Here is a 15714-nt window from a genome sequence, read left to right as displayed (position 1 = left end):
AAGAGAAAAGTACGGGGTGAAGGGAATATGAATCAAACAACTACAGAACAAACTAGTTTAAAACGTACAATGAAAAGCAGACACCTTTTTATGATTGCGCTCGGAGGTGTCATCGGTACGGGATTATTCATGGGATCAGGACAAATCGTCCATAATGCCGGACCTGGTGGGGCAATCCTTGCATTTTTAGTTGGTGGTTTCGTCATGTATTTAACAATGCTCTGTCTTGGCGAATTATCCGTTGCCATGCCAGAAGCAGGTTCATTCCAAAGTTATGCAAGCAAATTTATTTCACCTGGTTTTGGATTTGTCGTTGGCTGGATGTATTGGTTAAACTGGGCTGTTACAGTTGGGGTAGAGCTAACGACTGTTAGCATTTTAATGAAGCGTTGGTTTCCAGACGTATCTTCATGGATTTGGTGTGTTACATTTGCAGTAATCCTTTTTCTTGTAAACGCTTTATCAACAAAAGCATTTGCAGAGACGGAGTTTTGGTTTTCCAGTGTAAAAGTCTCAACAATTGTTGTCTTCATTATACTTGGAGGCGCTGTTATGTTTGGGTTCTTAGATTTCAATGGGCAACCCGCACCAATGCTTCATAACTTCACCGAAAATGGTGGATTATTTCCAAATGGTGCCTTAGCTGTTCTTCTCACAATGATTACTGTAAATTATTCCTTCCAAGGAACCGAACTAATTGGAATTGCTTCAGGTGAAAGTGAAAACCCTGAAAAAACAATTCCAAAAGCAATTAAAAATACAATTTGGCGTACTTTATTCTTTTTCGTACTAGCAATTGCTGTTGTTGTTGGTTTACTTCCATGGCAGGAGGCTAATCTTGTAGAAAGTCCATTTGTACTTGTTTTTGATACAGTTGGTATTCCATATGCGGCTGACATTATGAATTTTGTCATTATTACTGCTGTACTATCAGTAGCAAATTCAGGATTATACGCGAATTCACGTATGCTTTGGGCTATGTCAAAACAAGGTATGGCAAGTCCTGCATTTGCAAAATTAACAAAAAAGGGAATACCACTGAATGCTTTAATTTTCAGCTTAGTCTTTGCAAGTCTCTCGCTTTTAACAAGCGTATTTGCAGCAGATACAGTCTTTTTAGTACTAACATCAATTGCAGCGATGGCAGCAGTTGTCGTCTGGATGTCAATTGCTGCTTCACAATTTTTCTTTCGAAGAGATTTTATAAAGAATGGCGGAAATATAAACGATTTAAAATATCGTACACCCCTTTATCCAATCGTTCCAATTGTTGCTTTTTCTTTAAATTTCATTACATTCGTTAGTTTAGCTTTTATACCGGATCAACGTATCGCACTTTATTGCGGAATTCCATTTATGATTATTTGCTACATCTTGTATCAAATTAAATATAAAAAAGTTGTCACATTTGAAAAGCAACGAAATATTACACAAGGAATAAACTAAATATATAAAATATTCAACTATCTTATCCTATGATAAGATAGTTTTTTTCTATTTTTTGGATATGCTGGTATAACTTTATTTATCTTAAAATTTTTACAATCATGTTTTCATCAAAAAAATAGTTTACAATGTTATCAAGTTACAAATGATATTCACCGTAAAAAGTGTGCATTTGTGTCTATTTTTTAACAATATGACAAAAACTATTGCCTTCTATAAATTAATAGGTTTATATTGTTTTATTGGCATAGTTTCAATCCAAGGAGAAAGGAGATTTTCAATCGTGCAACTGAAAAAAAAATTTTGGAAGTTGGCTTCGCTTCTTCCACTATCACTACTCTTGTTCCTCGGTGGCTGTGATAAAAAACTTGCAGTATTAAATCCGCAGGGGCCTGTTGCAAAAACACAGTATGATTTAATCGTTTGGTCATTCATACTCATGTCGTTGATTATTGCAATTGTATTTATCTTGTTTACAGTCATCTTGATTCGTTACCGTGAAAAACCAGAAAATATGGACTATGAGCCACCTGATATACACGGTAATACTCTTTTAGAAATTATCTGGACTATTTTCCCTGTTATCATCGTGATTGCATTGTCAATCCCAACAGTAAAAGCAACATTTGCATCGGAAAAGCAGCCAGAGCAAACAAAAGATATGAAACCAGTTGAAATTTACGTTACATCTGCCAACTGGAAATGGTTATTCAGTTATCCAGAGGAAAATATTGAAACCGTTAACTATTTAAATGTACCAGCAGGTGTACCAATTCAATTTAAGCTAACTTCTGTTGGTCCAATGAATGCCTTCTGGATTCCAGAGCTTGGTGGTATGAAATACACAATGGATGGCATGATTATGGACTTATATCTACAGGCTGATAAGCCAGGTTCTTACATTGGCCGTAGCGCAAACTTCTCTGGTGAAGGATTCACTGACATGGAATTTGAGCTTGAAGCAAAAACAAAAGAAAAGTATGACAAGTGGGTAAAAGAAGTAAAAGAAACTGCTAAACCACTTACAGAAGAAAAATACAATGAAATCATTAAACCTGGTGTAGTAGGGCGTATGACATTCACTAATACACATTTAAAATACGTAGATCCAAAATCACTTGAATATTGTGATTACAACTACTACAAAAACAAAAAGTAATAACGAATATTCCGACAGATTGGAGTGAATATAGTGAAGCTTGATGAATTTTTTGTCACAGGCGATCCGATTATCTATGGAGCGGACGTATCTATTGTTCTTGTGACGTTAGCGATCCTTTTTGTGCTAACAAAGTACAAAAAATGGAGATGGCTTTGGGATGAGTGGTTAACTTCTGTTGACCATAAGAAAATTGGGGTTATGTATATCATTTCAGCAATTGTAATGATGTTCCGCGGCGGTATGGACGGATTAATGATTCGTGCCCAGTTAACGTTCCCTGACACAACATATTTAAACGCTGAACACTATAATGGTATATTTACAACACACGGTACGGTTATGATTCTCTTCATGGCAATGCCGTTTGTTATGGGACTTATGAACGTTGTTGTTCCTCTTCAAATTGGAGCACGTGACGTTGCATATCCTTTCTTAAATGCATTAAGTTTTTGGTTATTCTTCGTAGGTGCTATGTTATTTAACATCGCCTTCGTTATCGGTGGTTCTCCAGACGCTGGGTGGACATCATACTTCCCAATGGCTGGTACAGAATTCTCACCTGGAGTAGGAAATAATTTCTATGCAATTGCATTGCAGATTTCAGGTCTCGGGACGCTGATGACAGGGATTAACTTCATGGTAACAATCTTAAAAATGCGTGCACCAGGCATGAAGTTAATGCAAATGCCAATGTTTACATGGTCTATTTTAATTACATGTGTAATCATTATCTTTGCTTTCCCAGTATTAACAGTTGCTCTTGCATTAATGACATTCGACCGTCTATTTGATGCTCACTTCTTTACAATGGCAAGCGGCGGTATGCCAATGCTTTGGGCGAACTTGTTCTGGGTATGGGGTCACCCTGAAGTATATATCGTTATTTTACCGGCATTCGGTATTTTCTCTGAAATCGTAAGTACATTCTCACGCAAGCGCTTATTTGGATATACAGCAATGGTGTATTCAATGGTTGCAATCGCAGCTCTAAGTGGTCTTGTATGGCTGCATCACTTCTTTACAATGGGTGCAGGACCAGCAGTTAACTCATTCTTCTCGATTTCAACAATGGCAATTTCGATCCCAACCGGTGTTAAAATCTTTAACTGGTTGTTTACGCTTTATAAAGGTCGTATCCGTTTTACAGTTCCAATGCTTTGGTCATTGGCATTTATTCCAAACTTCGTAATTGGTGGAGTTACGGGTGTTATGCTTGCGATGGCAGCAGCTGACTATCAATACCATAACAGCTACTTCCTAATCGCTCACTTCCACTACGTATTAATCGCTGGTACAGTATTCGCGATGCTTGCTGGATTTACATTCTGGTATCCGAAGATGACTGGTCATATGCTAAATGAACGCCTTGGTAAATGGACATTCTGGATCTTTATGAGTGGATTTAACATTTGTTTCTTCCCAATGTACTTCTTAGGTTTAGATGGTATGACTCGTCGTATGTACACTTACTCTGCAGACCTTGGATGGGGTTGGTTAAACCAAATCGCATCTGTCGGTGCAGTAATGATGGCAATTGGCTTCGCCTTATTATGCTACAACGTAGTTTATAGCATTCGTCACGGTGAGCGCGATGTAACCGGAGATCCTTGGGATGCTCGTACACTTGAGTGGGCAACACAATCTCCAGTACAACATTACAATTTCGCAAAATTACCAGAAATTAAGTCTAGCGATGTATTCTGGGAAATGAAGAAGAACGGCGAAACTATTACACCAAAACCTGAAGAGTTGAAACCAATTCATATGCCAAGTACTACAGGCGTTCCAATCATTATGTCTTGTTTTATCGGTCTTGCAGGTTTTGCACTAGTATTTAGCTGGTTCTGGTTAGCAATTGTCGGTGGTATTGGTATGTTAGGTTGTATGATCTGGCGCTCGTTTGATTACGACGACGGATATTACGTTAGCGTAGATGAAATTAAAAAGACAGAACATGTTGCATGAGAGGTGAAACGAAATGGCGGCTTTAGATAAAAGCTTACCTCTAGAATATCAATCCGAACAAAGCAGATTGAATATTTTAGGGTTTTGGATTTTTCTTGGGGCTGAAATCGTGCTGTTCGCAACACTTTTCGCCTCTTATCTAGTACTTGCTGGTCGTACGGCTGATGGCCCTACACCAGCTCAGCTGTTTGAACTTAAAACCCTTTTAATTCAAACGCTCCTACTTTTAACAAGTAGTTTTACATGCGGTATCGCAATTCATGAAATGCGTAAGCACAACCAAAAAGCAATGTTAGGATGGTTCATCTTCACATTAATTTTAGGTGCAGGCTTCCTTTTCTTTGAAGTTGAAGAGTTTATGGCTTATGTTGCAGAAGGCGCAACAATCCAAACAAGCGGATTCTTATCTGGATTCTTCGTTCTTCTTGGAACGCATGGTGCCCACGTAACAGCTGGTATCATTTGGGCAACTTGTGTTGTTATCCAAATTTTAAAACGAGGTTTAACACCAGTTACAGCTCGTAAAGTATTTATTATCAGCTTATACTGGCATTTCCTTGATGTTGTTTGGATCTTCATTTACACACTAGTTTACTTGAATGGGATGGTGGCGTAATAATGGGACAAAACAATACTCAAGCAAACGCACATAGCGGTTTTCCATGGTCACACGTTTTCGGATTTATTTTATCGCTTGCATTAACGTTCCTCGCTGTATATGTAACGTTATATACAAGCTTGCCACTTTCAACAATCTTAACAGCCATTCTTGTAATGGCTGTGGCACAAGCAGCATTGCAATTTGTTATGTTTATGCACATGACAGAAGGCGAAGGAGTAATACAAACAATCACAATCGTATTCCACTTTTTCATCGCTGCAGTAACGGTTGTTGGTACAGTTTGGATTTTCTTCTCTATGTAATGAACATGAAAAAGACTGCTGAGGTAATCTCAGCAGTCTTTTTTTATTTATTGTACTATTTTCTCTTCCCCTCTCTTATCATCCACATTACGGCAATTAAAACATAAACATGAAACCTATACTTATTATGACAAATGTTAAGAAAACTCTTTCTTTATGGAATCGAGTTCACATGCATTGCTTTTCTTCCTATAATATGGCTAAAATGAGTACTATATTATTTGAAGGGAGAGAACGCAGTGGAACACCATTCCTCAGTCCTATCACTTATGATTGTTGTCGCAATCGCGTTTTTCATTCCCCTTTTGTTACAACGCTTTAAACTAAAAGCACTTCCTGTCGTTGTTGCCGAAATTATTGCAGGAATTTTTGTGGGAAAAAGTGGATTTAATATTATCGAGCCAGATATGTGGCTACAAGTTTTATCAACGCTAGGATTTATCTTCTTAATGTTCTTAAGCGGTTTAGAAATTGATTTTTCTATCTTTAAACAAAAAGGGAAAAAGAATAAGACGAATGAACCCAATACGTTCCAAGCAGCAAGCATTATCTTCTTATTTATTTTCATCTTATCCTATGCCCTATCACTTATATTTGTATGGCTTGGATTTGTAGATAACGCGATGTTCATGACATTGATTATCTCAACGATTTCTTTAGGTGTTGTTGTCCCAACACTAAAAGAAAACAACTTAGGAAAAACAGCAATCGGTCAAATTATTTTGTTAGTCGCCGTTATTGCGGACTTAGTTACAATGATTTTACTCGCTGTTTTCGTTGGATTAAACTCTGAAAGCGGTCAGAGCATGTGGCTTCTTCTCGTTCTATTTGGGGCAGGTATTGTAATTTACTTTGTTGCAAGACGCTTTAAAAATATTCCATACCTGGAAAGCCTAAAAGCTGGTAGTGTACAAATTGACACACGTGCTGTTTTTGCGCTTATTTTAATACTAGTCGGATTATCTGAATCTGTTGGTGCAGAAAACATTTTAGGAGCCTTTTTAGCAGGTGTACTCGTATCCTTATTATCACCAAATGAAGATATGGTTGAAAAACTCGATTCCATCGGATATGGTTTCTTCATTCCAATCTTCTTCGTAATGGTCGGTGTAAATTTAGAAGTATGGTCTATTTTTAAAGAGCCTTCTAGTATGTTAATGATTCCAATTTTAATTGTTGGACTCTTTATTTCAAAACTATTGCCATCACTCGTGCTAAGAAAATGGTATCCTCGTAACATCGTATTAGGAAGTGCCATTTTACTAACATCGACACTTTCATTAGTTATTGCCGCAGCACAAATTGGTGAAAAGTTAAATATTATTAGTCCGAGTCTGTCTGCTTCACTTATCTTGAGTGCAGTTATTACATGTATTTTTGCACCTGTATTATTTAAAAAGATGTTTCCAAAAGTGGAAACACCAAAACCAAGAGTTTCTATTATTGGTGCAAGTCGAATCACGCTTCCATTATCACTTGATTTAAAACGCGAAGACTATGATGTAACACTATACATGATGCGTCAAAATAAAGTAAATGCCGAGGAAGCAAAATCTCATGACTTCCCAATCGTAAAACTAGATACAATTACAATAGAACTATTAGAAGAACAAAAAGCCTTCGACGCAGATCGAGTTGTCGTCGCAACAAGTGATGATGAGCAAAACTTATTATTAGCAGAACACGCAAAAGAATTAGGCGTTGAGCATGTCATTGCAAGTGTAGAAGATCCTCTTTTACAGGAAAAAGCAACGCAAGAGCATATTGCTGTATTCTCGACGATTAACTCCACACGCATTTTATTACGTGCACTCATTGATAAGCCGAGTCTCGTTCGTTTAATTACGACTGCGAATGAAACGGTTCGCGAAGTGGAATTACGTAGTAATACATATAACGGTTTACCGCTTCGTCGCTTGCCATTCCTAGGTGACGTACTCATCATCCAAATTTACCGTGGTAACAAAGCATTAATACCACACGGTGATACAAAATTACAAAATGGTGATACACTTCTTGTAACAGGATCAAAAGAGCACATTGATACAATGAAAAGCATATTAGAATAGCAAAAAGTCCCCTTTCAAAATTTGAGAGGGGACTTTTTAAATCGACATGTAAAAAATAACACAAAACAATTACTCCTTGTTTCCCTAAACCATAATACTTTTAACTTTTTTCTTAAGATTCTTACTTCCTTATGGTAAAATATTACTATCATAAATTATGAGGATGAATCACACTATGTCTATTTCAACTTTAGCTCTTTTATTATTAGCAGAGGTACTTGTAGCCATTATTCTCATCGGTATTAGCATTGAAATTTGCAGCTATGGATGGAAGAAGCCAAATGGAACGAAATACTTTTGTCTCTTTCTTTCCCTTATTATTGGTACTTGTAGCATATTAGGCCTTTGTGTTGCGCCGGCCTATTTCTTTTTACAACTCATAGAAAAATCTTCATAAGAAAGGTGGATTATGTATGGTTACAATTAAATGTATTGACGCCTCCGAAACATACGAACTACGTCAAAAAATTTTACGTCCAACTCAACAGTTGGAAGATTGTAAATACCCATCTGATTACGAAACAAATTCCTTTCATCTTGGTGCCTTCTTAAATGATAAACTCATTAGCATTGCTTCGTTCTCTCATGAAATCCCCCCTTCCTTACAGGGTAACCATCACTATCGTTTACGAGGCATGGCTACAGTACCTACCTTTCGGAAACAACATGCCGGTAGCTCATTAATCCAACAAGCTGAAGTAATCTTAAAAGAGCGTCAAGCAGAGATATTATGGTGTAATGCTCGTATTACCGTTACAGATTACTACAAACGATTAGGATTCCTTGAGCATGGTGAAATATTCGATATACATCCAATTGGACTTCATAAATTAATGTATAAAACATTATGAATTGAACTACCCCTCCCTACCTCTACACGAGCTTGAGGTAGGTGGGGGATTTTTCATATTTTCTATGTCTCATTCATCCTCTTCAGATCGTCTTGTTCTTCTATAATTGTAAGCATATAACGATGGTACCAAGAAACAAATAAATATAACAAGACCAATTAGTCCTGTGCCCTTTAAAGAAGCATTTGGTGTTACAATCATATTAATTCCCATAATTACAATTGCAAGTGTAATAGGGAGCAATAACAATTTGAAAAAATAGCTTCGTTTCACCGGTTCTCCGCCTTCATATCCCACTCCTTTTATGACATAACGGTAAAAAAACATACCTAATATCACAAGGTTTTGTAAAACAAATGCTATTCTAGTATGTTTTAGTCCTTGAATCATTAAGCGTTCATCTTTCACGATCCTCATCGATATCCTTCACTCCTTATCCTCCCAAAATAAATCATTTAACGTTTGATTTACGGCATAACAAATTTTTAAACACAAATCTAAAGAAGGATTATATTTTCCTTTTTCAATTAAACTAATCGTTTGCCGTGTAACTCCTACTTTTTCTGCTAATTGTTGTTGTGTTAAATCTAACTGAACACGAGCGACCTTTATTTTACTTACAGCCAATCCATGCCCCTCCTTCACTATTAATTGTAACTTATATATTCCATTATTAAATTACATTATTATTGAAATGCAATTTCTCTCTTCGTAACGAATTATCCATTTCTACGAATAAAAGTTTTACCTTATTATACACGAAAAAAGGTACTACCTATGAGGAGTACCTTTTTCTATCTCATTATAAAAATAAATGACATCCAAACAAAATCGCAAAGAAATAAAGAAGCGGATGAACTTCCATCCCTTTCCCTTTCACAATCTTTAAGATAGGATAGATTAAAAACCCAAGTGCAATTCCATTCGCAATACTAGATGTTAAGGGAATCCCTACGAAAATTAAAAACGCCGGTAATGCATCTTCAAATTCATTCCAGTTAATATCGCGAATACTTTGTGCCATTAGACTTCCTACAATGATTAATGATGGAGCAGTAATTGCTGCTACACTTGATAAAGAGGCAATAACAGGACTGAAAAATGCAGTAACTATCGTTAAGCAGATTACTACAATACTTGTTAATCCTGTTTTACCACCTGCTGCAATTCCCGCTGATGATTCAATCGTTGCTGCTGTCGGACTTGTCCCGAATACTGCTCCCGTTGTACCACCGATTGCATCAGCAATAAATGCTTTACCGAAACGTTTTTCAGTGTTATCTGTACTTAAACCAGCTTGTTTAATTAAACCAAGCAAGGCACCTGTTGTATCAAATAACAGTACAAGTAAAAATGAAAACACAACTCCGTATAATCCATATTCAATCACATCAGATAACGCAGTCATCGGATTTGAAACAATGATCCCCTTTGGTAAGTGAGGGATAGCTGCAATTTTATCCTCAAACTTAAGTTGACCTGTAAAAAAGGCAATGATGCCCGTCACAATCATACTAATAAATAGTGCACCACTCACACGTAATGCCATTAACACTGCTGCTAACACTAAACCAATTAGTGTTAAAATAACAGCTGGTGAATGAAAATCTCCAATTGTAACTAAATTAGATGGATGATCAACGATAATCCCAGATAAACGAAGACCAATGAAAGCAATAAATAACCCAATTCCACCTGCAATAGCCTGTTTTAAACTATCTGGAATTGCTACAATAAGCTTTTGACGAAATGATGTGAAAGATAGTAAAAGAAAAATAATACCTGTTACAAATACTGCTGAAAACGCAATAACATATGTAATGCCTTCTGCTTTTTGTACAACAGAATAAGCAAAGTATGCATTCATCCCCATGGCTGGAGCAATGACGATTGGATAATTTGCAAAAAACGCCATACATAATGTTCCGACAACTGTCGCAATAATGGTTGCCGTAAATGCTTGATCAAAAGGTACACCTGCATCAGATAATATTTTCGGATTGATGACAAGAATGTACGCAAATGTAAAAAACGTTGTGATGCCAGCTAAAATCTCTTGCTTCACAGAAGTGTTATACTTTTGTAATTGAAACATGCTTAAGTACCCTTCCTACACAATGAATTATTATCACACATTCTTATTATTATACGAGAAAATGTAATACTTAATCTTACCAATCAATAAAAAGAAGAGTCAATGTATTCAATAATAGTTTGAATTTTAAGTTTAGGTCTGACAAATATAGATATAGTACAGCATACACCGACAATTTTTGTAGCATAACAGAAAGAAATGTTTTATAATTTAAAATAGTTTCACTTTTATGCAAACGCATTCAAACTTTTTCATCCTATAAGGAGGCTTTTTATGCAGCACACAAACAAATCAGGAAATTTAAACCGCGGTCTAAAACAACGACACATCACGTTGATGTCTCTTGGATCCGCTATTGGCGTAGGACTATTTTTAGGATCTGCTTCCGCTATTAAATTAGCTGGCCCTTCTATTCTGTTAGCCTATATGATTGCTGGACTCGTTATCTTCTTCATTATGCGCGCTCTTGGGGAAATGGCAATTGAACAGCCTGTTGCTGGTTCTTTTAGCAAATATGCACATGATTATTTAGGACCGTTAGCAGGTTATATCACTGGTTGGAACTACTGGTTTTTATGGGTTGTTACTTGTATGGCAGAAATCACTGCCGCTGGTATTTATATGGAGTTTTGGTTCCCGGATATCCCGCGCTGGATTTGGGCATTAATGGCTCTCGTATTAATGAGTGCATTTAACTTTTTATCTGTAAAAGTATTCGGGGAACTTGAATTTTGGTTTGCTTTAATTAAAATTGTCACAATTATCAGTATGATTGTGATTGGTACAGGAATTATTTTATTTGGATTTGGAAATGATGGTATCGCCACTGGTATTTCAAATCTTTGGTCACACGGCGGATGGTTTCCAAATGGTTTTTCTGGGTTACTTCTTTCCTTACAAATGGTTTTATTCGCTTATCTAGGAGTCGAGCTCATCGGTGTCACAGCTGGTGAAGCGCAAAATCCAAAGAAAACACTCGCAAAAGCAATTGATAACGTATTTTGGCGTATTTTACTGTTCTACGTTGGAGCCTTATTTGTTATGATGGCAATTTATCCATGGAATGAACTTGGCGATAAAGGAAGTCCATTTGTATTAACATTCCAACAAATTGGTATAGCAAAAGCAGCAGGGATTATTAACTTTGTCGTCTTAACAGCGGCTCTTTCTTCTTGTAACGGTGGTCTATTTAGTACGGGACGTATGTTATTTACATTGGCGCAACAAAAAAAGGCACCTGAAAAGTTCGGCCGTTTGAATAAAAATGGGATTCCAAGTAAAGGAATTTTAGCAACTTCTTTCGTCCTACTAGCTGGTGTTATTTTAAACTATCTTGTTCCTGCAAAAGTATTTACATGGCTTACTAGTATTTCAACGTTCGGCGCAATTTGGACATGGGGGATCATATTAGTTACCCAAATCCGATTCCGAAAAGGATTACCAGCACAAACTAAGCAAAATTTAACGTATAAAATGCCTTTGTATCCATTAAGTTCTTATTTTTCACTCGGTTTCCTTACATTAGTATTAGGAATTATGGCTTATTCAGAGGATACACGAATTGCATTAATTGTTGGTCCAATTTGGTTAATTGCATTGGTAGTTGTATATTACTTAAAAGGATTTCATAAGATAGATGCTGTAGAAAATTCAAAAATCAGTTAAATATGTTACCCCTTCCTGATAGCTAGGAAGGGGTTTTCTTATTTTTCACACAAATATTTATCAACAAAATTCATGTTATTTTTACAAATTTTTTGTATATTTTACATTTTCCATCTTTATTTTCATAAAAAAATCCATTACATTATTAAGGGACATATATTTATTATTAGGGGGATTCTTCTATGAAGAACAAAAAATGGCTTAAACTTTCTTTAGCAACAGCAATTACACTCAGTATCGGAAGCACTTATATTCCACCTGCTTTCGCTGAAAGTTCTACAGATCCAGCACCTGAAATTGCTGCAAAAGTTGTAAATCAAAACAATGGGAAGAAAGTATTATTTGATAATACACATGGGCAAACAGCAGGTACAGCTGATTGGGTCATTGATGGTGGTTTTTCCGATTTTGGAAATGGTATTTCTAAAAATGGATATTTTGTAAAAGAGCTTCGCCAATCTACACCTATTACATATGAAAATTTAAAAGATTATAATGTGTTTATTGTTCCTGAAGCAAATATTCCTTATAAAAAATCTGAACAAGATGCTATGTTACAGTATGTTAAAAATGGTGGTAGTATTTTCTTTATCGCAGATCATTATAATGCAGACCGAAATAAGAATCGCTGGGATTCTTCAGAGGTATTTAATGGATACAGACGTGGTGCATGGGACAACCCTGCAAAAGGTATGTCTAGTGAAGAAGCAAACTCGCCAGCAATGCAAGGAGTGGAAAGCTCCGATTGGTTATCTCAAAACTTTGGTATTCGCTTTCGCTATAATGCGCTTGGAGATGTTTCTGCCAAAAATATTGTATCACCTGAACAATCCTTTGGTATTACGAAAGGTGTTTCATCAGTAGCTATGCATGCTGGTTCTACACTTGCCATTACAAACACTAAATTAGCAAAAGGAATCGTGTACCTTCCAGAAAACCCATCAAAATGGAATAACGCTGTTGATAGTGGTGTTTATAATGGTGGCGGTATTGCAGAAGGTCCTTTTGCTGCTATTGCTAAAGTTGGTCTTGGAAAAGCAGCATTTATCGGCGATTCTTCTCCTGTTGAGGATGCCTCACCAAAATATGTTCGTGAAGATACAGGACAAGCAAAAAAAACATATGATGGGTATAAAGAAGAAAATGACGCTATCTTATTGGAAAATATCGTTAATTGGTTATCTAAACAAGAAACCTATACAAGTTTAGATCAAGTAAATGGCTTACAACTTGATAACCCAACACCTTTACAAACATTTGAGCAACCTAATTTATCAACTGAGCCACAACCAGAACCTTGGAGCGCCCCAAATCAAGGATATAAATGGTTCAATACAAATACATTTAAGCCAGGTTCATATGGATATAGCAGTACAGTAACTACACCTGTAAATAATTACGTAGTTACGCATCCTAGTATCCTGCCAAACAATGAAGTATTCCAAGTGAAAATTCAATTAAATAACTTATTACCAAATACAACATATAGTAATTATTCTCTAGGAATTTTCACAACTGGAGGATCACAAGTTGCGAAAATCCAAAATGAAAATGGTACTTGGCCTTCTAACTTGGGATATAGTAATGCATTCTCTTTCATAACAAACAGTCTAGGTTTTGCTGAAAAAGTAGTAAATGTACAACTCGCACCAAATACAACTGGACAAGCCACTTTGCGTCTTCGTCAAAATACAACGACAAAATATAATGAAGCTGTCACTATTAATAATAAATAATAAAAAAAGCAATCCTAAATGGATTGCTTTTTTACTACTCATCTTTTTCTTTTGAGAAAAACATTCTAGAAATAACAATTCCTAGTCCACCAATAAGTAAGAATAATACTGCACGAATCATCATTGATACTTCTGGTAAATCTAAGAAGAATAACTTACTCACTGTCACAACTAACACCACTAGCCCCGCATACAGTATTTCATTCATTCTTCTATTACGCCCAAACCAAACTGAAACTAAAGCATATATCATCCATAAAAGAGAGACAGGTACACTAATGATACTTCCGCTTGTTGAAAGAACCTCTCCTATTCTAGTAATTGTAATAAATACAAGTACCATAAAGCCGTACAGTGTAATCGAATACACATGTTTTCCAAAATGTTGTAACATTGGTTTCACTCTCATCATGCCATAATAAAATGTTACAAGCAAAATGAAGTGAGCTACAAAAGCAGCTGACATAAATGCTTCAAATGGACTAACGAGCGTTTGAAGCATACCAATCGCATAAATAACAGCGCTTATATAAAACTTAATTTCTTGTTTCAATTTAACAGAAGTAACAACACCTAAAAATCCTTGCAACATTAAGACGATCGATCCATTTACTAAGCTGAACTCATATAAAATCGCTAAACTAAACGATCCCATTGCAAATCCAAATAAAAGATCCGTAAATAATGATTTTTTATTTTTCGTATATTCAGCTACAAACATTACAGCGTGCACAATTGTACTAATCAATAATCCCCATGTTGTAAAGTCTGGAATTTTTACAATTGCCATAATAAAGAAGATTGCATTCGCACTAAACAACGCCATTCTAGGTTGATAAATAAAACTTCGGTTCATAAACATATGCCAAAAAAGTATAATATGAATGAATCCATACACAACTGTTAATTGTACATTTAAATTTCCTAGTAACACTGTCATAATGACAAAGAAGACAAATGTTACAAGTACAGAAACACAATAAGACACCATATATAAATATTGATAACGGTTCTTATACGCATACCATAATAAACTAATCGTTAATATTGCTTCATATCCAAAGAAAATGTAAGAATTAGGTGTTGTACTATTTAATAAGAACGGTACAAAAAAGGCACCTACAGATACAAATATAGCGAGATACTCTGATTGATATCGCTTAGCTAGATAGATGCCAAGTATAATCCAAATAATATTTAATATAAATGCAATGGTTGCCGGAAAGAAATGATACAAATAATGTGCAGCGAATGTCGTTAAAACAATACCTGTAATACTCCCCCCAGCTAATACTAACCCTAAAGCTTGACGTTCCTGTTTTATTTGCAGATTACCTACATAGTACAAACCAACTGATAATACTACGCCAAATACAATACGAATTGCTGGAGTAAGTAATCCCGCATCTACTCCCGCTTTAAAGAGCCAAATTACCCCAAGTAGCATAATAGCAACGAAAATACGTGGCAGCCATGTTTGACAAAATTTTATAATATCAAACGGTTCAGGCTTAAATGCAGAAATATCTACTTGTTTTACTTCTGGTTCTTTCACTCTTTCTTCACTAACGACAATTTCTTCTTTTCTCACATTTGGTGCAGGGATACTAGTTTCTTGTTTCTTCTGCTCTCTCTCCTGTTGAACTTTTTCTACTTCTATTTCCCTTTGCTGTGCCTTTAATTCATAGAGCGCCTCTTGGATTGTATCAATCGCTGTTTCTAGAGCTTCTATTTTTTTGTTTAAATCCTGTTTCATTCTCTCCCCCCTCTAATCATGCTGCTAAAATGGTACTATACATAT

At 35.9% G+C, this 15714-nt stretch carries 14 protein-coding genes; 10 read left to right on the top strand and 4 right to left on the bottom strand.

Translation table 11 applies throughout. The features are described 5' to 3' along the window. The first annotated feature begins 27 nt into the window (after positions 1-27). The 8 genes from C568_RS0114665 (at position 28) to C568_RS0114630 (ending at position 8417) form a co-directional block, all read left to right on the top strand. Positions 28-1446 carry an amino acid permease gene (locus tag C568_RS0114665; protein WP_018765533.1) on the top strand — a complete coding sequence of 473 codons (1419 nt, stop codon included), beginning with the start codon at positions 28-30 and terminating at the stop codon, positions 1444-1446. 283 nt (positions 1447-1729) lie between these two features. Next, positions 1730-2605, top strand: a complete 876-nt coding sequence (qoxA, locus tag C568_RS0114660; protein ID WP_003205897.1) for a cytochrome aa3 quinol oxidase subunit II — start codon at positions 1730-1732, stop codon at positions 2603-2605. A gap of 33 nt (positions 2606-2638) precedes the next feature. Beyond that, positions 2639-4573 (top strand): cytochrome aa3 quinol oxidase subunit I, encoded by a 1935-nt coding sequence (gene qoxB, locus C568_RS0114655; protein WP_006093567.1) that lies wholly within the window; start codon positions 2639-2641, stop codon positions 4571-4573. A gap of 13 nt (positions 4574-4586) precedes the next feature. Then, on the top strand, positions 4587-5189 hold the full coding sequence (gene qoxC, locus C568_RS0114650) for a cytochrome aa3 quinol oxidase subunit III (RefSeq protein WP_003195274.1): 603 nt from the start codon (positions 4587-4589) through the stop codon (positions 5187-5189). 2 nt (positions 5190-5191) lie between these two features. Further along, positions 5192-5497 carry a cytochrome aa3 quinol oxidase subunit IV gene (qoxD, locus tag C568_RS0114645; protein ID WP_003195276.1) on the top strand — a complete coding sequence of 102 codons (306 nt, stop codon included), beginning with the start codon at positions 5192-5194 and terminating at the stop codon, positions 5495-5497. 239 nt (positions 5498-5736) lie between these two features. After that, complete coding sequence (locus tag C568_RS0114640; RefSeq protein ID WP_018781974.1) at positions 5737-7566, top strand: monovalent cation:proton antiporter family protein; 1830 nt, start codon at positions 5737-5739, stop codon at positions 7564-7566. A gap of 163 nt (positions 7567-7729) precedes the next feature. Then, positions 7730-7963: a DUF4022 family protein gene (locus C568_RS0114635; RefSeq protein ID WP_080740155.1), complete on the top strand. Its 234-nt coding sequence runs from the start codon at positions 7730-7732 to the stop codon at positions 7961-7963. A 16-nt stretch (positions 7964-7979) separates the two neighbouring features. Beyond that, complete coding sequence (locus C568_RS0114630; RefSeq protein ID WP_018781973.1) at positions 7980-8417, top strand: GNAT family N-acetyltransferase; 438 nt, start codon at positions 7980-7982, stop codon at positions 8415-8417. Positions 8418-8486: 69 nt separating this feature from the next. On the opposite strand, the gene C568_RS0114625 is transcribed toward C568_RS0114630, so the two are convergent. The 3 genes from C568_RS0114625 to C568_RS0114615 all read right to left on the bottom strand — a co-directional run bounded on the left by C568_RS0114625 (position 8487) and on the right by C568_RS0114615 (position 10512). Then, positions 8487-8834, bottom strand: coding sequence for a hypothetical protein (locus C568_RS0114625; protein ID WP_018781972.1), 348 nt, complete (start codon positions 8832-8834; stop codon positions 8487-8489). A 9-nt stretch (positions 8835-8843) separates the two neighbouring features. Next, positions 8844-9044 (bottom strand): helix-turn-helix transcriptional regulator, encoded by a 201-nt coding sequence (locus C568_RS0114620; RefSeq protein ID WP_016113146.1) that lies wholly within the window; start codon positions 9042-9044, stop codon positions 8844-8846. A 175-nt stretch (positions 9045-9219) separates the two neighbouring features. Beyond that, positions 9220-10512: an NCS2 family permease gene (locus C568_RS0114615; protein WP_018781971.1), complete on the bottom strand. Its 1293-nt coding sequence runs from the start codon at positions 10510-10512 to the stop codon at positions 9220-9222. A gap of 273 nt (positions 10513-10785) precedes the next feature. Here C568_RS0114615 and C568_RS0114610 point away from each other — a divergent pair, with 273 nt between their 5' ends. Both C568_RS0114610 and C568_RS0114605 read left to right on the top strand, forming a co-directional pair. Further along, positions 10786-12177, top strand: coding sequence for an amino acid permease (locus C568_RS0114610; RefSeq protein ID WP_018781970.1), 1392 nt, complete (start codon positions 10786-10788; stop codon positions 12175-12177). A 182-nt stretch (positions 12178-12359) separates the two neighbouring features. Next, positions 12360-13913 carry a DNA-binding protein gene (locus C568_RS0114605; protein WP_018781969.1) on the top strand — a complete coding sequence of 518 codons (1554 nt, stop codon included), beginning with the start codon at positions 12360-12362 and terminating at the stop codon, positions 13911-13913. Between the two features lie 34 nt (positions 13914-13947). Here the strand turns inward: C568_RS0114605 and C568_RS0114600 are convergent, their stop codons facing one another. Continuing rightward, entirely contained in the window at positions 13948-15669 is a 1722-nt protein-coding gene (locus tag C568_RS0114600) for a DUF2339 domain-containing protein (protein ID WP_018781968.1), read from the bottom strand. Positions 15670-15714 lie beyond the last annotated feature (45 nt).

Origin of the sequence: Bacillus sp. 95MFCvi2.1, assembly GCF_000374965.1 — a bacterium.
In the GTDB taxonomy this organism is placed as follows: Bacteria; Bacillota; Bacilli; order Bacillales; family Bacillaceae_G; genus Bacillus_A; species Bacillus_A pseudomycoides.
The sequence above is the reverse complement of the archived record's forward strand: the minus strand, read 5'-3'. Positions and strand labels throughout refer to the sequence as shown.